This window comes from Janthinobacterium aquaticum (genome assembly GCF_009208565.1).
GTDB lineage: Bacteria > Pseudomonadota > Gammaproteobacteria > Burkholderiales > Burkholderiaceae_D > Janthinobacterium.
In genome coordinates this window covers 111,522-131,962 of sequence record NZ_WFLK01000015.1, presented here as the reverse complement: position 1 = coordinate 131,962, position 20,441 = coordinate 111,522, and the positions used below count along the sequence as shown (strand labels likewise).

At 59.7% G+C, this 20,441-nt stretch carries 18 protein-coding genes; 9 read left to right on the top strand and 9 right to left on the bottom strand.

All coding sequences use genetic code 11. The features are described 5' to 3' along the window. Window positions 1–33: 33 nt before the first annotated feature. Both GCM43_RS21475 and GCM43_RS21470 read right to left on the bottom strand, forming a co-directional pair. Complete coding sequence (locus GCM43_RS21475) at window positions 34–363, bottom strand: carboxymuconolactone decarboxylase family protein (RefSeq protein ID WP_152247925.1); 330 nt, start codon at window positions 361–363, stop codon at window positions 34–36. Window positions 364–380: 17 nt separating this feature from the next. Further along, on the bottom strand, window positions 381–1,820 hold the full coding sequence (locus tag GCM43_RS21470; protein WP_152247924.1) for an NAD-dependent succinate-semialdehyde dehydrogenase: 1,440 nt from the start codon (window positions 1,818–1,820) through the stop codon (window positions 381–383). 234 nt (window positions 1,821–2,054) lie between these two features. Here GCM43_RS21470 and GCM43_RS21465 point away from each other — a divergent pair, with 234 nt between their 5' ends. Beyond that, window positions 2,055–2,972 (top strand): LysR family transcriptional regulator, encoded by a 918-nt coding sequence (locus GCM43_RS21465; RefSeq protein WP_152247923.1) that lies wholly within the window; start codon window positions 2,055–2,057, stop codon window positions 2,970–2,972. A 169-nt stretch (window positions 2,973–3,141) separates the two neighbouring features. Here the strand turns inward: GCM43_RS21465 and GCM43_RS21460 are convergent, their stop codons facing one another. Both GCM43_RS21460 and glmS read right to left on the bottom strand, forming a co-directional pair. Further along, window positions 3,142–3,567, bottom strand: a complete 426-nt coding sequence (locus tag GCM43_RS21460; protein WP_152247922.1) for a hypothetical protein — start codon at window positions 3,565–3,567, stop codon at window positions 3,142–3,144. A gap of 101 nt (window positions 3,568–3,668) precedes the next feature. Then, a complete protein-coding gene (gene glmS, locus GCM43_RS21455; RefSeq protein ID WP_152247921.1) occupies window positions 3,669–5,498 on the bottom strand; it encodes a glutamine--fructose-6-phosphate transaminase (isomerizing) in 1,830 nt (609 codons plus the stop codon). A 148-nt stretch (window positions 5,499–5,646) separates the two neighbouring features. Here glmS and GCM43_RS21450 point away from each other — a divergent pair, with 148 nt between their 5' ends. Next, the gene (locus tag GCM43_RS21450) at window positions 5,647–6,120 is read left to right on the top strand and encodes an Lrp/AsnC family transcriptional regulator (protein WP_152247920.1); all 474 of its coding nucleotides are present in this window, start codon (window positions 5,647–5,649) and stop codon (window positions 6,118–6,120) included. A 679-nt stretch (window positions 6,121–6,799) separates the two neighbouring features. Here the strand turns inward: GCM43_RS21450 and glmU are convergent. Next, window positions 6,800–8,176, bottom strand: a complete 1,377-nt coding sequence (glmU, locus tag GCM43_RS21445) for a bifunctional UDP-N-acetylglucosamine diphosphorylase/glucosamine-1-phosphate N-acetyltransferase GlmU (protein WP_152247919.1) — start codon at window positions 8,174–8,176, stop codon at window positions 6,800–6,802. Between the two features lie 35 nt (window positions 8,177–8,211). Here glmU and GCM43_RS21440 point away from each other — a divergent pair, with 35 nt between their 5' ends. The 5 genes from GCM43_RS21440 (at window position 8,212) to GCM43_RS21420 (ending at window position 11,418) form a co-directional block, all read left to right on the top strand. Beyond that, window positions 8,212–9,108: a DUF6279 family lipoprotein gene (locus tag GCM43_RS21440; RefSeq protein WP_152247918.1), complete on the top strand. Its 897-nt coding sequence runs from the start codon at window positions 8,212–8,214 to the stop codon at window positions 9,106–9,108. 69 nt (window positions 9,109–9,177) lie between these two features. Next, entirely contained in the window at window positions 9,178–9,837 is a 660-nt protein-coding gene (gene rsmD, locus GCM43_RS21435; protein WP_152247917.1) for a 16S rRNA (guanine(966)-N(2))-methyltransferase RsmD, read from the top strand. Window positions 9,838–9,936: 99 nt separating this feature from the next. Next, window positions 9,937–10,437, top strand: coding sequence for a pantetheine-phosphate adenylyltransferase (gene coaD, locus GCM43_RS21430; RefSeq protein WP_152247916.1), 501 nt, complete (start codon window positions 9,937–9,939; stop codon window positions 10,435–10,437). A 22-nt stretch (window positions 10,438–10,459) separates the two neighbouring features. After that, window positions 10,460–10,714, top strand: a complete 255-nt coding sequence (locus tag GCM43_RS21425; RefSeq protein WP_152247915.1) for a YfhL family 4Fe-4S dicluster ferredoxin — start codon at window positions 10,460–10,462, stop codon at window positions 10,712–10,714. 107 nt (window positions 10,715–10,821) lie between these two features. Next, on the top strand, window positions 10,822–11,418 hold the full coding sequence (locus GCM43_RS21420; protein ID WP_226929602.1) for a chalcone isomerase family protein: 597 nt from the start codon (window positions 10,822–10,824) through the stop codon (window positions 11,416–11,418). A 54-nt stretch (window positions 11,419–11,472) separates the two neighbouring features. On the opposite strand, the gene GCM43_RS21415 is transcribed toward GCM43_RS21420, so the two are convergent. After that, the gene (locus tag GCM43_RS21415; protein ID WP_152247914.1) at window positions 11,473–11,721 is read right to left on the bottom strand and encodes a hypothetical protein; all 249 of its coding nucleotides are present in this window, start codon (window positions 11,719–11,721) and stop codon (window positions 11,473–11,475) included. Between the two features lie 197 nt (window positions 11,722–11,918). On the opposite strand from GCM43_RS21415, the gene GCM43_RS21410 reads away from it, so the two are divergent. Then, window positions 11,919–12,899, top strand: a complete 981-nt coding sequence (locus tag GCM43_RS21410) for a LysR family transcriptional regulator (protein ID WP_152247913.1) — start codon at window positions 11,919–11,921, stop codon at window positions 12,897–12,899. A 273-nt stretch (window positions 12,900–13,172) separates the two neighbouring features. On the opposite strand, the gene GCM43_RS21405 is transcribed toward GCM43_RS21410, so the two are convergent. Together GCM43_RS21405 and GCM43_RS21400 are read right to left on the bottom strand one after the other, a co-directional pair. After that, the gene (locus GCM43_RS21405; protein ID WP_152247912.1) at window positions 13,173–14,735 is read right to left on the bottom strand and encodes a methyl-accepting chemotaxis protein; all 1,563 of its coding nucleotides are present in this window, start codon (window positions 14,733–14,735) and stop codon (window positions 13,173–13,175) included. A 207-nt stretch (window positions 14,736–14,942) separates the two neighbouring features. After that, window positions 14,943–15,398 carry an Lrp/AsnC ligand binding domain-containing protein gene (locus tag GCM43_RS21400; protein WP_010393827.1) on the bottom strand — a complete coding sequence of 152 codons (456 nt, stop codon included), beginning with the start codon at window positions 15,396–15,398 and terminating at the stop codon, window positions 14,943–14,945. A 207-nt stretch (window positions 15,399–15,605) separates the two neighbouring features. On the opposite strand from GCM43_RS21400, the gene putA reads away from it, so the two are divergent. Continuing rightward, entirely contained in the window at window positions 15,606–19,259 is a 3,654-nt protein-coding gene (gene putA, locus GCM43_RS21395) for a trifunctional transcriptional regulator/proline dehydrogenase/L-glutamate gamma-semialdehyde dehydrogenase (protein ID WP_152247911.1), read from the top strand. Window positions 19,260–19,308: 49 nt separating this feature from the next. Here the strand turns inward: putA and GCM43_RS21390 are convergent, their stop codons facing one another. Next, window positions 19,309–20,013: a 5'-methylthioadenosine/adenosylhomocysteine nucleosidase gene (locus GCM43_RS21390; RefSeq protein ID WP_461653583.1), complete on the bottom strand. Its 705-nt coding sequence runs from the start codon at window positions 20,011–20,013 to the stop codon at window positions 19,309–19,311. Window positions 20,014–20,441: the final 428 nt, after the last annotated feature.

The window sequence follows — 20,441 nt, the reverse complement described above, 5'->3', positions numbered from 1 at the left end:
GCTCCTGGTTGTATCTGGGGGCCATGCTGCCGTTCAGGCGGCGTCCTGGCTGAAGGTGGCGTTGGCGCAGGCCGAGGCGCTGATCGCCGCCGGAAAGCCGGCATAGAACGCCAGGTGCGTAATGGCGGCAGCGAGTTCGGTCTTGCTCAAGCCGTTCTGCATCCCGCGCAGCAGGTGCGCCGGCAGTTCGTCGGTATGCCCGAGGGCGATCAGGCTGGCGATGGTAATCAGGCTGCGGTCACGCGGCGACAGGTCAGGGTCGCTCCACACCGACGAATACAGCGGATGCTCGACCAGTTCGGACAACCTGGGCGTAAAGGCGCGGGCGGCCGCGCGTGGACTGGTGAAATCAGTTTTGCTCATGGTGTGCTCCTTGCAGTTCAAGCCTGGCTGATGAATTTGTTGGTCAGGTAGTAGCCGATGCCTTCGGTGCCCCCTTCGGCCCCGTGACCGCTTTCCTTCATGCCGCCAAACGGCAGTTCGGTAGCGATGATGCGGTACTGGTTGATGCCGATCATGCCGGCCTCCAGACCATCACCGACGTCGATGGCGGTGCGCGCATCGCGGGTAAAGGCATACGCCGACAGCGCGTAGGGCAGGCGGTTGGCCTCTGCCAGACCGTCCTGCAGATTGTCGAACGGGCGCAGTACGGCGATCGGGCCGAACGGCTCTTCATGCATGATGCGCGCCGTCATCGGCACCTCGGCCAGCACGGTCGGCTCGAAAAAATAGCCGGGACCGTCGATGCGTTTGCCGCCGGTCAGCACGGTGGCGCCCTGTTCGACCGCGTCGGCCACCAGCGCTTCCATCTTGGCCAGCTGGCGTGGATTGGCCAGCGGGCCGACCTGGGTGCCGGCAGCCAGGCCGTCGCCGATCACCAGCTTGCGCGTGGCGGCAACAAAGCGTTCGACGAAACGGTCGTAGGCGCCGCGCTGGATCAGGAAACGCGTCGATGAAATGCAGACCTGGCCGGTGCCGCGAAAGCGGTTGGCAGCGCCGTCATCGGCGGCAGCGTCGATATCGGCGTCCTCGAACACCAGCACTGGGCCATGGCCGCCCAGTTCCAGCGTGATCGGCTTGACGCCGGCGGCGGCGCGTTCGGACAGCAAACGGCCCACCGGCACCGAGCCGGTGAAGGTCACCTTGCGGATAATGGGCGAAGCGATCAGCTGCGCCGACACCATATCGGGCACGCCGAAAACGATCTGCAGCACGCCCTTGGGCAGGCCGGCGTCATCGAGGCAGCGCGCCAGCGCCAGCGCCGTCGACGGGCTTTCCTCGCCCGGCTTGAGGATCACGCTGCAGCCGGCCGCCAGCGCCGCCGACAGCTTGCGCGCCGGGGTAATGGCCGGGAAATTCCACGGCGTGAAAGCGGCCACCGGACCGATCGCCTGGCGCTTGACCAGTTGCTGCACGCCAGGACGATTGGCCGGCACCACGCGCCCGTCGATGCGGCGCGCCTCTTCGGCAAACCATTCGAAGTAGTCGGCCGCGCGCAGCACTTCATCGCGGCTTTCGGCCAGCGGCTTGCCTTCTTCAAGCGTCATCTGGGTGGCAATATGTTCGCTGCGTTCGCGCATCAGTCCCGCCGCTGCACGCAGGATGCGTGCACGCTCGGCCGGCACGGTGCGGCGCCAGACCTGGAACGCATCAAAGCTGGCCTGCAGGGCCAGGTGGAGGTCGGCGGCAGTGGCCAGCGGCAGGCGGCCCAGCGCCGCGCCGGTGGCAGGATTGACGACGGCGGCGGTATCGCGGCCGGCCGCTGCCAGCCAGGCGCCATTGATGAACAGGTAAAGCGGATCGTAGGTGGTCGTTTGCATGATGGTCTTCCCAGGTGAAGTTCAGTGGTGGCCCGGGCCTGGAATCTGCCAGGCCCGCCATGGGAAGAAGATTAAAACCGTACGGGCCTGTTGATAAGACCCTGTTTTTCCACAATGGCTATGCACAAAACGCACAGATGGCGCAGTGCGCTGCCAGCGGCAACAGGCCTACGGATGGCGTTTTTGATTCATGTGATAATCGCCAGGAATCTCCAAGCCATTGCAGACGCATCCATGCTGACTGACCGTTTTGCCGAATACCTGGGCATCTTTGCCGACGTCGCCCGCGAGGGCAGTTTTTCCGGCGCTGCGCGCCGCCGCGGCATCACGCCGTCGTCGGTGGCGCGCCAGATCGACGCACTCGAAGCCCATCTCGACAGCGCGCTGTTCCTGCGCTCGACACGCATGCTGACGCTGACCGAATCGGGCCAGGCCCTGCTGGTGCGTGCGCGCCGCGTGCTCGATGAACTCGACGACGCGCAGCAGGAAATCGCCTCCATGAAAGGCGAAGTGCAGGGCGTGCTGCGCATCGCCTGCTTCCCGACTTTTGGCCGGCGCTACGTGATCCCGGTCGTGGCCAGCATGGCCGTGCGGTACCCGGCGCTGCGGGTCGAACTGGACCTGACGGAACGGCTGGCCGACCCGGTAGCTGAACGGCTCGACGCCGTGATCCGCATCGGCAGCCTGGCCGACAGCACCCTGATCGCCACGCGCATCGCCACGCAAACGCGCACGCTGTGCGCCAGCCCCGCCTACCTGGCCCGCAGCGGCGCAGCGCTAACCACGGTGGAACAATTGCAGCAGCACTGCCTGATCGACAAACTGCACGGCAACGACCTGCTGGGCTGGCGCGATCTGCTCTGTCAACCGCTGGGCAATGGCCAGCCGGTATTTCGCTGCGACGATTTCGAGGCGATGTTCCAGGCCGTCTGCGCCGGCATGGGCATCGGCTGGCTGCCCGACTGGGTGGTGGGACCGGCCATCAAGAGCGGCCAGCTGCTGCAACTGATGCCGGCGCTATCCGCCGCACCCTGCATGCGCACCGATATCCACGTACTACGCGCACTGGCGCAGCCGTCCGCCAAGCTGCGTACTTTTATCGATGAACTGAAAAGCCATATCGGCATGCCGGAACGCTGGTTGTTGCCATGATCGGCTGATGCGCGCTAGAGCCAGATCCTATAGATCCAGTAGCTCTCGTCGCCGGAGGCGAGCAGCCGCAGGAATCTGCCGGGGCTGTGGCCGGTAATGCTGCGCACGTCGCGGCTCAGGTGGGGCTGAGGATGCGCAAACGCGAGGCGTAGGGCGGCGGTGCGCCGGCTCAGGCGCCGATGCGTTCAAGCCGGTATTGCATTTCACTGGCAATGCCGACATTTTCAGACGCCGCAAATTTCCGGATCAGCGCGATGGCCTCCGGTGTGCCTATGCTCGCCAGCGCGTGACTGAACCACTTGGCGATGACCTCGTCTTCCGAACACGTGTACTGCAAATAATCGAAGCCGCCTTCAAGCACGGCCTCAATGACAGGCACGCTGGACGCACTTTTCAGCTGCTGGATTTCCATCGTTACCTGCTGATGCAGTTCATGGCCGGGCATGGCAAGCAGGCCATTGAGCATCGCTGCCTTGAGGTCGACATCGTCGATGCCACAGGCGAGATCGACCACCGCCTCTTTGGCATCCCAGTCCGCAGCGGCAATAGCGGCCGCCATCTGCTCGAGGATGTGGTTGTTGATTGTTGGTGGCATAAATCCTGACAGTTAAGGCTCAAACGTAAAAATGGCGCTGCCGTTATCGCGCAGCGCCATGGTGCATGACTTAAAAGTTTCAAGTCACAAGCATCAAATCCTTACTCCACCGTCACCGACTTGGCCAGATTGCGTGGTTTGTCCACATCCGTACCACGCGCCAATGCCGTGTGATACGCCAGCAGTTGCAGCGCGCACACATGCAGGATCGGGGACAGCACGCCGTAGTGTTCCGGCAGGCGGATCACGTGCAGGCCTTCACCCGAACTGATGTGCGAGTCGACGTCGGCAAACACATACAGCTGGCCGCCGCGGGCGCGTACTTCCTGCATGTTCGACTTGAGCTTTTCGATCAGCGCATCGTTAGGCGCAATGGTGACCACCGGCATTTCGTTGGTGACCAGCGCCAGCGGACCGTGCTTCAGTTCGCCTGCCGGGTAGGCTTCGGCATGGATATACGAAATTTCCTTGAGCTTCAACGCGCCTTCCAAGGCGATCGGGTAGTGCATGCCGCGGCCCAGGAAGAGGGCGTTTTCCTTGCGGGCAAATTCTTCCGACCAGGCGATGATTTGCGGTTCCAGCGCCAGCACCGAGGCAATCGCTACTGGCAGGTGGCGCATGGCTTTCAGGTGGCCGGCTTCGTCTTCTTCGCTCAGGTGGCCATTCACTTGCGCCAGGCACAAGGTCAGCAGGAACAGTCCAGCCAACTGGGTGGTGAACGCCTTGGTCGAGGCGACGCCCACTTCCACGCCGGCGCGCGTGATATAGGCCAGCTTGCACTCGCGTACCATGGCGCTGGTCGGAACGTTGCAGATGGTCAGGGTGTGTTCCATGCCCAGGCTGCGTGCATGTTTCAGGGCTGCCAGGGTATCGGCCGTCTCGCCGCTTTGCGAGATGGTCACCACCAGCGTGTTCGGGTTGGGCACGCTGTCGCGGTAGCGATATTCGCTGGCCACTTCCACGCTGACAGGAATCTTGGCAATCGACTCGATCCAGTACTTGGCCGTCATGCCGGCGTAGGAGCTGGTGCCGCAGGCCAGGATCAGCACGCGGTCGACCTGCTTGAAGATATTGTAGGCATTGTCGCCGAACAGTTCCGGCGTAATGCTGACGACGCCTTCGAGCGTGTCGCCAATCGCGCGTGGCTGCTCGAAAATTTCTTTCTGCATATAGTGACGGTATGGGCCCAGTTCGGCCGCGCCAGTGTGCGCGTGCACGGTTTTCACTTCGCGCTCGACCGGTTTGCCTTCCACGTCAACGATCCACACGCGCGACAATTGCAGATCGACCACATCGCCTTCTTCCAGATAGATGATCTGGTCGGTAATGCCGGCCAGCGCCATGGCATCGGAAGCAACAAAGTTCTCGCCCTGACCGACGCCGACGATCAGTGGCGAACCTTGGCGGGCAGCCACTACGCGATGTGGCTCTTCCCGCGAAAAAACGGCAATCGCGTAGGCACCATCAAGGCGTTTGACGGCTCGCTGCACGGTTTCAAACAGGTCGCCGTTGTACAGATGCTCAACCAGATGGGCGATCACTTCGGTGTCGGTCTGGCTCTGGAAGACATAGCCGAGGGCCGTCAGTTCGGCGCGCAGCTCGTCGTGGTTTTCAATAATGCCGTTATGCACCAGCGCCACGCGGGCGTTTTCTTCGGTTGGCGAGAAGTGCGGGTGGGCATTGAAGGTCACCGGTGCGCCATGGGTGGCCCAGCGGGTATGGGCAATGCCGGTAAAGCCGGAAAGACCTTCTTCGGCGATCTGCTTTTCCAGTTCGGCCACGCGCGAGGTGGAACGCGAGCGCTGTGGACGGCCGTCAGCGTAGACAGCCACGCCGCACGAATCGTAGCCACGGTATTCAAGACGCTTCAGGCCTTCGACCAGGATAGGGGTGATATTACGTTGCGCTACTGCGCCGACGATGCCGCACATGGAAACCTCTGTTTAAAATTTAATCAATGCCGGCATGCTAAAGCAAACTGATTGAAATATGCTTTCTGAATCCATCTATTTTTGATTGAAAATTTCATGCATAATTCCTATTGAAATATTCTTTCATATAACTTGGATTTTTTTCTCAATGAGCGACACGCCTGTTACATTTGATGAGATTGATCGCCGTATCCTCAATGCCCTGCAAACAGATGCATCGCAAAACAACAGCGAGCTGGCGCAAAACGTCCATGTTTCGGCTCCGACGTGCCTGCGGCGCGTCAAACACTTGACGCAAAGTGGCGTGATTGAACGGCAGGTAGCAATCGTGGCCCCACATCTGGTCGGTGCACGCCTGACGGCGATTGTGGAAATAACGCTCGATGTGCAGGCAGCCGAACGCATGGCCGAGTTCGAGCAGGTGGTGGCCAGCGAGGCCGCCGTGCTGCAATGCTACCGCGTCTCGCCCGGGCCGGACTTTGTATTGATCGTGCAGGTGGCCGATATGCCGGCCTACCATGCGCTGGCGCATCGGCTGTTTACCAGCCTTGCCAATGTTCGCAATGTAAAAAGTTACTTTTCCACTTTCCGTAGCAAATTTGAAACGCGTATCGCCGTGTAAACGCTGGGCCTGACAAGTTATCCCGACTTACTATTCTGCTTATCCACATGGTTATCCACATTTTCATGACAATGGTTGGGCAGCATGGCCGGCAAGCTCAGCAATGCCACAACTGACAAAGACTGCTGACAAGTCAATACAGCGATACTTGTCCCAGCTTATTCACCGCTTTTCCACCAGCTGTCCACTGCTTATACCTGACTTGCCAAACACTTGCCTACAAGCTTGTACACAGAACTATCCACAGCAAGCATCTCAAAATTGAGATAAAAAAATCATTTGAATCAAAGGCTTGCAAGTTATTCTGTGATTGTCCCACGATTACTCACAGACTTGACCACAATTTGCAGCCGTCTTGCCAGGGCTTGCTTGAATCAGCCTCCGGTGCATCATCTGTTGAAAACTGGTTCAATACCAGAATGAACAAACGTACCCAGCTTTCCTCACAGGTTTTACTGTGCTTATACCTGGCTTATACCGCACTTATTCAGTACTTTTAAGCCAGCTTGCCCACATCCTTATCCACACCAGGCGTCAATCTCAGCAAGGAAATGTGAAGGCAAGCTAACTTATTCCGACTTTTCAAGCTGCTACCCACAGGCTTATCCACAGCCCGGGCAAAAAAAATACCGCCGGCCCGGGCAGGCTGGCGGTATCGCTTTCAGACAGGCTCTGAAAGTTATTTGGGCTTCTTGGCAGGGCGGATCCAGCCCTCGACTGTCATTTGCCTGGTGCGCGAAATGGTCAGCTTGCCTGGCGGCGCGTCTTTCGACAGCGTGGTGCCGGCGCCCAGGGTGGCGCCCTTGCCGACCGTGACGGGCGCGATCAACTGGCTGTCGCTGCCGATAAAGACATCATCCTCGATCACGGTGCGCGACTTGTTCACACCGTCGTAATTGCAGGTAATCATGCCGGCGCCGATATTGACGCGCGAACCAATGGTGGCGTCGCCGATGTAGGCCAGGTGATTGGCCTTGCTGTTAGCAGCGATCTGGCTGTTCTTGATCTCAACAAAGTTACCGATATGCACGCCTTCATCGAGCACAGTCCCGGGGCGCAGACGCGCGTAAGGACCGATCACCGACGCGGCACCCACCACCGCGTCTTCGATATGGCAGAACGGTTTGATGTATGCACCAGCGGCAACCTTGGCGTTGACCAGTACATTGTTGGCGCCGATGCGCACGCCATCGGCAAGTTCCACCACGCCTTCGAAGACGCAGCCGACATCAATGGTGACATCGCGGCCGCAAATGAGTTCGCCGCGCACATCGAGGCGGGCCGGATCGAGCAGCGTCACGCCACGCTCGAGCAAGGCCTGGGCAATATTGTTCTGGTGAATGCGTTCCAGCTGAGCCAATTGCACCTTGCTGTTGACGCCAGCGACTTCCCACTCGGCGCCAGGCTGGGCCGAAGTGACGGTCACGCCATCGCGCACGGCCTGGGCCACGATATCGGTCAGATAGTATTCACCCTGCGCATTATTGTTCGACAGGGACGACAGCCATTGTTTCAGATGCGCGGTCGGTGCGACCATGATGCCGCTGTTGATTTCACGGATGGCGCGCTCGGCTGGTGTGGCATCCTTTTCTTCGACGATACGCACGATGGCGCCGTTCTCGCGCACGATGCGGCCAAGACCAAACGGATCGTTCTGTTCCACCGTCAGGATGGCCAGCTTGTCATTGCCGGCAGCCTCGACCAGGCTGCGCAGGGAGCTAGCGGCCGTCAGCGGCACATCGCCATACAGGATCAGGGTCGGCACGCTGTCGTCGAGCTGCGGCAGCGCCTGCTGCACGGCGTGACCGGTGCCCAGCTGCTGCGCTTGCTCAGCAGCGGCGATCGGTAATTCCAGGCTGGCGTTATAGCCGTCGAGCAACTTGAGCACGGCTGCGCCCCCATGTCCGTAAATCACGCATAATTTAGACGGCGACAAGGTGCGCGCCGTGTCGATCACATGCGACAGCAGCGGCTTGCCCGCCAGCGGATGCAAGACCTTGGGCAGGGCCGACTGCATGCGTTTGCCCATACCGGCGGCAAGAATGACAACGTTCATGGTTCTGGTTACTTTATAAGTTAAGAGTTGAAAATATGGAAAATTTTAACACGCACGCCGCTTTTTTACGCCGGTTTACCGCCACCCTCTTGACCCTGATGCTGGTCTTGGCGGCAGGCTGCAGCAGCCTGCGCCTGGCCTATAACAATGGCGACACGGTGTTGTACTGGTGGCTCAATGCCTATGTCGACCTTGATCGCGACCAGAAAGGCTGGGTACGCGAAGATATCGACCAGCTGTTCGACTGGCACCGCAAGACGCAGCTGCGCGACTATGTGGAAATTCTGCGCAAGGGACAGCGCCAGTTGCAGGGCAACGTGACGAAAGAGGATCTGCTGGCCGACTATGACGAAGTCAAACACCGCACGCAGACCTTGCTGCTGAAGGCGGCGCCGGAACTGGCCGACCTGGCCCGCTCACTCAAGCCGGAACAGATTGCGCAGATGGAAAAAAAGTTCAAGTCCAATAACGACGATTACCGCAAGAAATACCTGTCGGGCGACCAGGAAAAGCGCCAGCAGTTGCGCTATAAAAAATCGATGGAGCAGTTCGAACTGTGGTTCGGCAGCTTCAGCAGCGAGCAGGAAGCGGCGATCCGCAAGGCTTCCGATGCGCGTCCGCTCGACAACGAAATCTGGCTCGACGAGCGCCAGCGGCGCCAGCGCAATGTGCTCAACCTGGTACAAAAAGTGCAGCGCGAAAAACTCGACAAGGACGCCACCGTGGCACTGATCAACGCCCTGATCAAGGACAGCTTTGCGCGTCTCGACCAGTCCGAGCGCAAGGCCTTCTTCGATTCCTTTGAGGAAAGCACGGCCAATCTGGTGCTGACCGTCATCAAGCTTGCCACGCCGACGCAAAAAGCACACGCCGTCAAGCGCATGCAGGGCTGGATCGACGACTTCAATTCGCTGGCCGCACAGCCCCAGTAAGCAGGGGCTGGCGGCAGTCACTGGCGGGCCATATGCTATAGTGGCCGCCAGTAAAATCGAAGAACTGCCATGCAAAAGAACACCAAGAAACCCGCCAAAGTCCCGGTTCATCACGCGCCGCCACCGAACCAGGTGCGCATTATCGGCGGGCAATGGAAGCGTTCCGTACTACCCGTGCTGCAGGCGCTGGGCCTGCGTCCGACGCCGGACCGTGTGCGTGAAACCGTGTTTAACTGGATCAACCATCTGCGCGACGGCGACTGGTCCAAGGCCCAGGTGCTGGATCTGTTTGCCGGCAGCGGCGCACTCGGTTTCGAGGCCGCCAGCCGCGGCGCGGCGTCCGTCACCATGGTCGACACGCATACGCCGGTAGTGCGCCAGCTGGAAGCAAACAAGGCCAAGCTGCACGCCGACAATATCCACCTGCTGCGCGGCGATGCCATGCTGGTGGCGCAAAGCCTGGCGGCGCGCGGCCAGCGTTTCGACCTGATCTTTCTCGACCCACCGTATCAGCAGGATTTTCTGGCAAAAACCTTGCCGCTGTGCGCCAGGCTGCTCGCCGAAGGCGGCATCATCTACGCCGAATCGGGTCTGTCGCTGGTGTTCGATGAGCACAGCGAACAGGACAAGCCGGAATGGATGGCGCCATGGGAAGTGATTCGCGCCGACAAGGCAGGCACGGTCTACTATCATTTGCTAACGTACAACAAAGTGCCGGCAACTGCGTGAATCTGCTTATAATTTAGGCATAAATGCCCCCAAGCCCCGGGTGAAGCACCATTTTCAGGCATAATGCCCGTCTATATTGGTGCATAGTCAGGAGCCGCAATGGTTGTAGCTGTTTATCCGGGGACGTTCGATCCGCTCACGCGCGGTCATGAAGATCTGGTGCGTCGCGCATCGGGCCTGTTTGACAAGCTGATCGTGGGCGTGGCCGACAGCAAGAACAAGAAGCCCTTTTTCTCGCTCGATGAACGCCTGGAAATCGCCAATGAAGTGCTGGGCCATTATCCGAATGTACAGGTGGAAAGCTTTTCCGGCCTGCTCAAGGATTTCGTGCGCACGCACGATGCACGCGTGATCGTGCGCGGCCTGCGCGCCGTGTCCGACTTTGAATATGAATTCCAGATGGCCGGCATGAACCGTTATTTGCTGCCTGATGTGGAAACCATGTTCCTGACGCCGTCAGATCAGTATCAGTTTATTTCGGGCACCATCGTGCGTGAAATCGCGGCGCTGGGCGGCGACGTATCCAAGTTTGTTTTTCCGTCGGTTAACCGCTGGCTGCAGAAAAAGATTGCCGCCAACGCGCTGGCCGAACAAAGTTAAAAGAACCGAGTTAGAGCACATCATGGCATTACTGATTACCGAAGAATGCATCAACTGCGACATCTGCGAGCCCGAGTGTCCCAACGATGCCATCTATATGGGTGCGGAAATCTACGAGATCGACCCGAACAAATGCACCGAATGCGTGGGCCACTTCGACGAGCCGCAATGCCAGCAGGTGTGTCCGGTCAGCTGCATTCCGCTCAATTTCGCCTGTGTTGAAACACCGGCCCAGCTGATGGCCAAGTTTGAAAAACTGCAGGCCGAAAAAGCCTGAGCACTGCTTACCCTCCGCCATCTTGTGCAGCGCGGCGATCTTTTGCCAACTGTTCTACACTGTAAAAAACTGTTCTATCGCGCATGGTTTATTTACGGAGGCAAAAGATGCACAGCATGGTGTCCCGGTATTGCCGCTTTCTCGCCGCACTCAGCCTTGGAGCGGCCCTGAGTACGCCCGCCTGGGCGCTCGACGTTGGCGGCATCAAGCTCGATGAGACAGTACAACTGGCCAGCCAGGAATTAAAGCTCAACGGCGCCGGCGTGCGCTACAAGTTCGTCTTCAAGGTCTACGCCATCGGGCTGTATTTGCCGGAAAAGAAAAACCAGCTCGACGCGGTACTGGCGCTGCCGGGTCCGCGCCGGCTGGAAATCGTCATGCTGCGCGACGTCTCATCCGAGGATCTGGGCAAATCGTTTATGGAAGGCCTGAACCGTAGTTCCGAGCCGGCCGACCGCACGCGCCTGCTGAGCCAGACCATGCAATTTGGCAGCATGTTTGCGATGGTGCCAAGCTTGCATACCGGCGATATCCTGACGGTGGACTGGCTGCCCGGCGAAGGCACTTTGTGCAAGCTGAATGGCAAACAGCTGGGCGAGCGGGTGCCGGACCTGGCTTTTTATAACGCCCTGCTGAAAATCTGGATCGGCGCGCATCCGGCCGACACGCAGTTGCGCGCCCACTTGCTGGGCGAAGTGACGTAATGGCGACGTAAAAAAAGCCGGTGCAGGCACCGGCTCGTCTGGCAATCTGATCGTTTATGCCTGCTGGCGTAGCTTGAGCGCCTGCTCTTCGCGCAGCTGCTGGCGTGCCAGGCGCTGCTCACGGCTCAGTTTTGGACGCACCACCAGCACCATCGCGCGTGCGATACCGACCAGCAAGGGCTTGAACAACAGGGCAAATGCGCTCACTGCCACCAGGATCAGGGAAACTTGCACCACTGCCAACAGCGAAATGTCGAAAGTCGGTACGGATACTGCGTAGAGGGCGCTGGCGAAGGTAGACATGATTTTCTGTGCATTATAGAATTTGACGCTACTATAGTGCGGTGCAACATATAAATCTAATTTCAGTTTCTGATACCGACTATACGAATTGTGAATGGAAAGTGTAATATTCTTTAACGAGTGAAAAGATTTCAGCTCAAGCCGGTTTACACTCAACAACAATTTATTTCATTTCAACTTCTAATCCCGGACTTTCCATGAGTTTTCTGACGCTCGATCTGAACCTGCTGCGTGTTTTTGACGCCGTCATGACGGAACAAAACCTGACGCGCGCGGCCGGCCATCTGGCGATGACCCAGCCGGCTGTGTCCAACGCCATCAAGCGGCTGCGCGAAAGCCTGGGTGACGAGTTGTTGATCCGCACGGCCTATGGCGTCAAACCCACGCCGCGCGCCGAAGCGCTGTGGCCGTCTGTACGTTCGGCGCTGGCCAGCCTGGAAGCGGCGGTCACGCCAGAAACTTTCGATGTCTCGAAAACCCACGCCACCTTCCGCATGGCCATGGCCGACGCCACGGCCGCGTTCTGGCTGCCATCGCTGATGCGTTCGATCGAACGCGAAGCGCCTGGCGTGAATGTGCGCATGATGCCGCTGACGACGCGCGAGCCGCGGCCGATGCTGCTGCGCGGCGACATCGACCTGGCCGTCGGCTTCTTTCCTGGCGTGGCGGCGCAGCTGTCGAGCGAAACCGGTTCGCCGATCCGCCATGAACGTCTCTATTCGGGTAAATATGTGTGCGTGATGCGCCGCGGCCACCCGCTGGCCAAGGTGGAACTGACGCTCGACAACTATTGCGCCGCCAACCATCTGCTGGTGAGCTTTTCCGGCCGCGCCCACGGTCTGATCGACGAAGCGTTGTCGCAGATGGGCCGTGAGCGGCGTATTTTGCTGACAGTCAACCAGTTCTTTACGGCCGGTCGCGTGGTGGCCAATTCGGACCTGATCACGGTGCTGCCGCGCCACCTGATCGCCTCGACCGGCATGACCGAATCCTTGCTGTACAAGGACCTGCCATTGACCCTGCCGGCCGTGCATCTGGACATGCTGTGGCACGAACGCGACGCCCGCAGCCCTGCCCACAAATGGCTGCGCAGCCACCTGGAAAGCATGAATACGCCAACATTGCGCACCGCCACCGCTGCCGGCGGCGGGGTGACGGCCAAGCCGTACGCTGATTGAGCCGATACGGTACATACGTCGGATTGGGCCCTGCGGGCTGTAATCCGACGACATTGTTGGCGCCTGCGGTGTTGTCGGATTACGCGGGGCCTTGCCCCGCTAATCCGACGTACGGGCCTGCTACAACAACCAGATAATGCGTAGGTCGGATTAGGCCGCAGGCCGTAATCCGACATCACCACGGTCACTGCCAACAATGTTGTCGGATTACGGCCCCCACGGGGCCTAATCCGACCTACCCGACCCACCGTCCGACAGCAATGCGGCAATTCATCAGGCGTTGCTGCTGCGATACCCCACCCTAAAACCACCCCAGTGCTTGCCATCGACATAGATCGGCGCCGACAGGTCATGCATGACTTCGCCCGTATCGCGCTTGTAGGTCTGTAGCAGGAATGGCCGCGTATTGCTGCCGCAGCGCGTGCCGGTGCGGTCGCTGAAGATGCGCTTGGTGCGGTTATGAATAATGTCGTGATCGTAATTGCCCGTCAGCGGTTGCGAAAACTTCTTGTTATGGGTTGGAAAATAGCCATTGTTGTCGACTGCACCGGCATAAGCAAGCTGGGGCAGGGCGGCCAGCAGCGCTTCCTGTAGCTCCGGCAAGACTTTGTCGGTAAAACCATCGAACTGGGTATGGTGCTTGGGCGGATTGGTATTGGGAATCGGCCGGTACTGGCGATCAAACAGCGCCTGGCGCGTAATGCGTCCGCTGGCAATGGCCTGCTCGAACAGCTTGCCCACCTCGCGTGCGGCGCGCTGGGCCGCCTCGCGGATCTGGTCATGCGGCGTGGCCACGCTTGATTCTCCAAGTGCGCTGGCAATCAGTTCGGCCCGTTCGGCCAGCGCCATCGCCGACTGCGTAGCGCGTGGCAACTCGGTATTGGTCGACAGCATGCTGTTGCGAATTTGCATGATCGCATCGGCAATCACCTGCGTGGTGTCGACATGCTCGCGCGAGGCGCGCGCAATCTGGCCGATTTCATCTTGCGACTCGCCCGACGACTGCTCGATATGGCTGAGTGAGCCATGCACGCTTTCCACATTGCGCGCCGCTTCGGTCACGCTGGAAGCGAGCGATTGCATGCCGCGCGCCGCTTTTTCCGATTGCTCATTGATGTCGCGCACCATCCGGCTGATTTCATCGCTGGCTTCCTTGGTGCGCTGCGCCAGTTGCCGCACTTCGCCGGCCACCACCGCAAAGCCGCGGCCGTGTTCGCCGGCGCGTGCCGCCTCGATGGCGGCGTTCAGCGCCAGCAGGTTGGTGCGTGCGGAAATATCGGAAATGGCTTCCGTAAAGCCGGTGATGCGGCGCGACTTGTCTTGCAGGCTCAGCATGGAAGTCGACGCCAGCTGCGCGTCTTCACGCGCGCTGCGGATGCGCTGCAGGCCCTGGTCGACCTCGGCCCGCGCGGCCACGCTTTCCTCGCGCACGCCAGCGGCCACGCGGGCGGCGCGCTCGGCATTGGCGGCGATCTTTTCCGTGGTCAGCGCATTCTGGCCGGAGCTGTCGGCAATATCGCTGGCCGTCTGCACGTCCTGCTCGACCTTTTTCTTGACCGAGTCGACGAAATACGAGGTCTCGGCCGCGCCGATCATGATGTCGTCGATTGCCTTGCCGACCGTGTCGGCAAACTGATGCTGGCCGTCACCGCCTTGCTTGCGACTGGCGGCAGCCATGCTCACCGCGCCCAGCAACGCAGCGAGCACGGCAATCAAATATGGAGATAGGCTGCCGCTGCCGGCCCATTGCAACACAAACACCAGGCCACAGGCAGCCAGCATGGCCACCGCGGTCAAACCAAGGAAACGCACCAGCTGATGCTGCAACTGCTTCATTTGTCCCCCGCTGCGACAGTCCGTGCATCAGTCCGGGGTGGACCGCAATGCCGTAGCCGATGCAACGGGCCTGCACAATTGCAGGCGCAACGCACCCTGACCGACGTCTGCGCGGCGTGTCAGGCAGCTACCGGAAGGCAGAATAGTAGTTCTACCCTACAACATTTGATCGCTGAGCTCAATCGGAATGTAGCGGCCGCTACCCGATTACTTGATCGGCAGCTTGGTGGTGTTTTTGACTTCTTCCATGACGGCATAGGTGTGGGTTTCGCGCACGCCTTTTTGCAGCAGGGTTTTGCCCAGGAACTCGCGGTAAGCCGCCATGTCTTTCACGCGCGCCTTGACCAGATAATCAAAGCCGCCAGCCACCATATGACATTCCAGTACCTCTGGAATGATTTGTACGCTATGCTTGAAGGCGTCGAATACTTCCGGTGTCGTACGGTCGAGCACCACTTCGATAAATACCAGCAATGAAACGTCGAGCAATTGCGGATTCAACTGGGCTGTATAGCCCATGATATAACCTGACTCATGCAGCTTGCGCACCCGCTCCAGGCAGGCAGCTGGCGACAGATTGACGCGCGCGGCCAGTTCCACATTGCTGATGCGTCCATCGCTTTGCAACTCCATCAAGATTTTCTTACTGATCTTATCCAGCATCCGAAGCACTCCCCTAATAAATATTATTTGGTTAAATTGTCTCACCAAAAACTATCTATTGCTAGTCCTTAGTATTACCAGAATTAATCCGCAAGAATCCACTTTACAATCGAATCATCTTATCGTTCGGCTTTCTATATTTTTTTGCACCGTAAAGGGGCAAAAAATACCGGAAGTTTCGTCATTTTCTCCTTGTAAAGAGTCTCTATGCATCCTGCTGGCCCATCGGCTTTTACCCCGGTTCCCTTCGCTGCGCTCCAGGCGGAAATCCTGCCCGAAGCATCGCCTCAACGCGCCGCCATCACCGCTGCCTATAGGCGCGACGAGGTTTCTGCCGTGCAGTGGTTGTTGCAGCAGATCCGACCCGGCAGCACCGAAACCACGGCCGAAGGCCAGGCACTGGCGCACCGTCTGGTGGCAGCCGTGCGCCAGAAACGCACACGCGCCTCCGGTGTCGATGCCTTGATGCATGAATTCTCACTGTCGTCGGAAGAGGGTGTTGCGCTGATGTGTCTGGCTGAAGCGCTGTTGCGTATACCAGACAGTCAGACCGCCGATCGGCTGATTGCCGACAAAATCAGCAAGGGCGACTGGCGCAAGCATCTTGGCGAATCGCCGTCGATGTTTGTCAACGCCGCCACCTGGGGCCTCTTGATTACCGGCAAGCTGGTGTCGACCAGCAGCGAATCGGGCCTGGGCTCGGCCATGACGCGTTTGATCGCCAAGGGCGGCGAACCGTTGATCCGCAAAGGCGTCGACCTGGCCATGCGTATGCTGGGCAACCAGTTCGTGACCGGCCAGACCATCGATGAAGCGCTGAAAAACAGCCGCGACAATGAAACACGCGGCTACCGCTATTCCTACGACATGCTGGGCGAGGCGGCGCTGACGCAAGCCGATGCCGCCAATTACTACGCCTCGTATGAAACGGCGATCCACGCCATCGGCAAGGCCTCGAACGGGCGCGGCATCAAGAACGGCCCGGGCATTTCGGTCAAGCTGTCGGCGCTGCATGCGCGCTACAGCCGCGCCCAACGCGCCCGCGTGCTGGCCGAACTGCTGCCGCGCGTCAAGGCGCTGCTGCTGCTGGCAAAAAAATACAACATCGGCTTCAATATCGATGCCGAGGAAACCGATCGCCTGGAATTGTCGCTGGACCTGATGGAAGTGTTGGCGTTCGATCCGGAGCTCGAAGGCTACGACGGCATCGGCTACGTGGTGCAGGCCTACCAGAAGCGCTGTCCGTTTGTGATCGATTACCTGATCGACCTGGCGCGCCGCAGCAACCGCAAGTTCATGGTGCGCCTGGTCAAGGGCGCGTACTGGGATGCGGAAATCAAGCGCGCCCAGGTCGATGGCCAGTCCGGCTATCCGGTCTATACGCGCAAGGTCTACACCGATGTGTCCTATCTGGCCTGCGCGCAAAAGCTGCTGGCCGCCAGCAGCCTGATCTATCCACAGTTCGCCACCCACAATGCGCAGACGCTGGCCACCATTTATACCTGGGCCAAGCGCGACGGCGTTGACGATTATGAATTCCAGTGCCTGCATGGCATGGGTGAAACCCTGTACGACCAGGTGGTGGGCGACGACAATCTGGGCAAGGCCTGCCGCATCTATGCGCCGGTCGGCTCGCATGAAACGCTGCTGGCCTACCTGGTGCGCCGACTGCTGGAAAACGGCGCCAACTCGTCGTTCGTCAACCAGATCGTCGATGAAAACGTCGCCATCGACAGCCTGATCCGCGATCCGCTGGAACAGGCGCGCCTGCAGGGCGGCCAGCCGCATCCGGCGATTGCCTTGCCAGCAGCGATGTTTGGCCAGGAACGCCGGAACTCGCAAGGCATCGACCTGTCCAATGACGATACGCTGCGCGCACTGGCGGCCGGCCTGGCGCACGAGCATGCATGGCATGCCGTGCCGCTGATCGACGGCGCCGTCAGCCTCAATGCACCAACGCAAGTAGTCAGCAATCCCGCGCACCATGAGGACTGCGTGGGCAAAGTGACCGAAGCGCTGGCGGCCGACGTGGAAACCGCACTGGCCAGCGCCAGCGCGTTTGCCATGGACTGGCAAACCACCGAGCCGTCGCTGCGCGCACAAGCACTGCTGCGCGCGGCCGACCTGTTTGAAACCCATCATGTCGAACTGATGGCGCTGGCTGTGCGCGAAGCAGGCAAGTCACTGCCGAACGCGATTGCCGAGATCCGCGAGGCGGTCGACTTCCTGCGCTACTACGCAGCCCAGGTCGAGCATGCGCCCAATACGCTGGCGCTGGGTCCCGTGACCTGCATCAGCCCGTGGAACTTCCCGCTGGCCATCTTTACCGGCCAGCTGGCCGCGGCGCTGGCCGCCGGCAACGTGGTGCTGGCCAAGCCGGCCGAGCAGACGCCGCTGATCGCCTGGCGCGCCGTGCAGCTGCTGCACGAAGCAGGCGTGCCGCGCGGTGCGCTGCAGTTCCTGCCAGGCAGCGGTGAAGTGGTGGGCGCCGCGCTGTGCAACGATGCGCGTGTCAAGGGCGTGATCTTTACCGGCTCGACGCAGGTGGCGCAGCTGATCAACCGCACGCTGGCGGCGCGCGCCGTGGCCGAATCGGTGGACATTCCCCTGATTGCTGAGACGGGCGGCCAGAATGCTCTGATCGTTGACTCGTCGGCACTGCCCGAGCAGGTGGTGCAGGATGTGATGTCGTCGGCTTTTGACAGCGCCGGCCAGCGCTGCTCGGCGCTGCGCGTTCTGTTCCTGCAGCAAGAAATTGCCGACAAGACCATCAAGATGCTCAAGGGCGCGATGCAGGAACTGCGCGTAGGCAACCCTGACCGCCTGGCCACTGATATCGGTCCCGTGATCGACGCCGAAGCGCAAGGCAATCTGTTGGCGCATATCAACAAAATGAAAACCGAAGCCGTCAGCACCTATACGCTGGACCTGCCGCCGGTGCAGGGCACGTTTGTGGCGCCCACGGTGCTGGAAATCAAGTCGCTTGACCAGCTGACGCAGGAAGTGTTCGGCCCGGTACTGCACGTGATCCGCTACAAGCGCGCCGAACTGCCGCAACTGGTGCAGTCGATCAATGCCAGCGGTTACGGCCTGACGCTGGGCATCCATACGCGCATCGATGAAACCATCGACTTCATTACCCAGCGCGCACATGTGGGCAATATCTATGTGAACCGCAATATCGTCGGCGCCGTGGTGGGTGTGCAACCGTTTGGCGGCGAGGGCAAGTCCGGCACCGGCCCGAAAGCGGGCGGTCCGCTGTACCTGAAACGCCTGCAGAAAAATGCGCCGGCCGGTGCGCAGCACCAGCGCCAGGCGGCGCCAGCGCTCGATGCGCTGATTGTCTGGGCCAAGATGCACGGCCATGACAAGCTCGTTGCGCTGGCGCAGGACTACACGCGCACGACCTTGCTGGGCAGCACCACCGTCCTGCCAGGCCCGACCGGCGAGCGCAATACGCTCAGCTTTGCCGCACGCGGCATGGTGCTGTGCGCAGCGCTCGACAGCGCCGTGCTGATGAATCAGCTCGCTGCCGTGCTGGCGACCGGCAACCAGGCGCTGGTGCTGGCGCAATCGACCGAGCTGATACCGGCCGACCTGCCGCCGGCATTGAAAGACCGTATCCAGGTCATCAGCCAGATCGAAGCGTGCGATCAACCGTTCCAGATCGCCATGATCGAGCCGGTGCTCGACAGCCAGTTGAAACCGCTGCTGGCCTCGCGTGACGGCGCCCTGGTAGGCACCATCGAGACCACGCGCGATACGGTCATCCCGCTGTGGCGCCTGGTGGCCGAACGCGCGCTGTGCGTCAACACCACTGCGGCCGGCGGCAACGCCAGCCTGATGATGCTGAGCGTGTAAGTCGAGCTTATGCAGTCACTGAAAGGCAGAACCGCTGGTTCTGCCTTTTTTACGCCTGCGCCAGGCGCAGGCACAAGTTGTGAACTACATGAAACGCATAACGCGAAGCGACTGTCTGCACAAAATGCATGAAGTCGACGGCCGCTTCCTCATTGGCGTTATCGGAAATGGTGCGCATCACGGTAAACGGCACACCGAGCTCGAAGCACACCTGGGCCACGGCGGCGCCTTCCATTTCCACCGCCAGCAGGTCGGGCAGATCCTGTTTCAGCTGCCGCAGATGCGCAGCGCTGCCGATAAACTGGTCGCCACTGGCGATCAGGCCGCGGTGCACCTGGCTATGCTGCAAAGAAAACGTCTTGATTTCCAGTGCATTGAAGACGTCATGGGCGCCTACACGCAAAAAATCGCCAGCAGCCTGCGCCAGGTGCTCGCACAGACATGCGTCGCTGGCAAAGCGCTGCAGGCCCGTTAACGGCACCTCGAAGCGGGGAAACAGCGGTCGTGCATCGAGGTCGTGTTGCAGCAGCGCTTCAGCGACCACGATATCGCCCACTTTGACGGTTTTATCCCCGCTGCCGGCCACGCCGGTAAACACGATGTGGGTAACTCCATACTTTTCCACAAGGATGGAAGCCGTCATGGCTGCTGCAACCTTGCCTATACGCGACAGAACGCACACAGCGTCGATATTCCATAGCAACCCTAGGGTGAACTCGCGCATGGCGTAGTTGTGCCTCTGAGGGCCGCTCATCGCGTCTACCAGCCCCTGCTGTTCTTCCTTTAACGCACTGATGATGCCTAAACGCATTTTTTTAGTTGATTTCATGCTTGAGCTGGTCATGCCTTGTTCTGGTAAACAAAACGGACTGTATACAGGCGTTTACGCTGTTTTTCCACGGTCCGCGTGTGTTTCTGTGTTTTAAATAAAGATGTATACATAAAAATAGTAATGATAGTAAACCACCATTTTTCTGTGGATAACTACGTATACCGTCGAAAAATCAGTAACTTGGCGACCAAAAAAGTCGCTGCATAAGCATTGTATGTATACCGGATGGCTTTGGGATAAAAATTGGGTTGTGGACAAAAGACGAGTTTTCCCACATCCCATCCTGTGGATATACAGGCGTTTATCCACAGCGTCAGCCAAAAACGGGCTTTGCTGGTGGTTTACTGTTA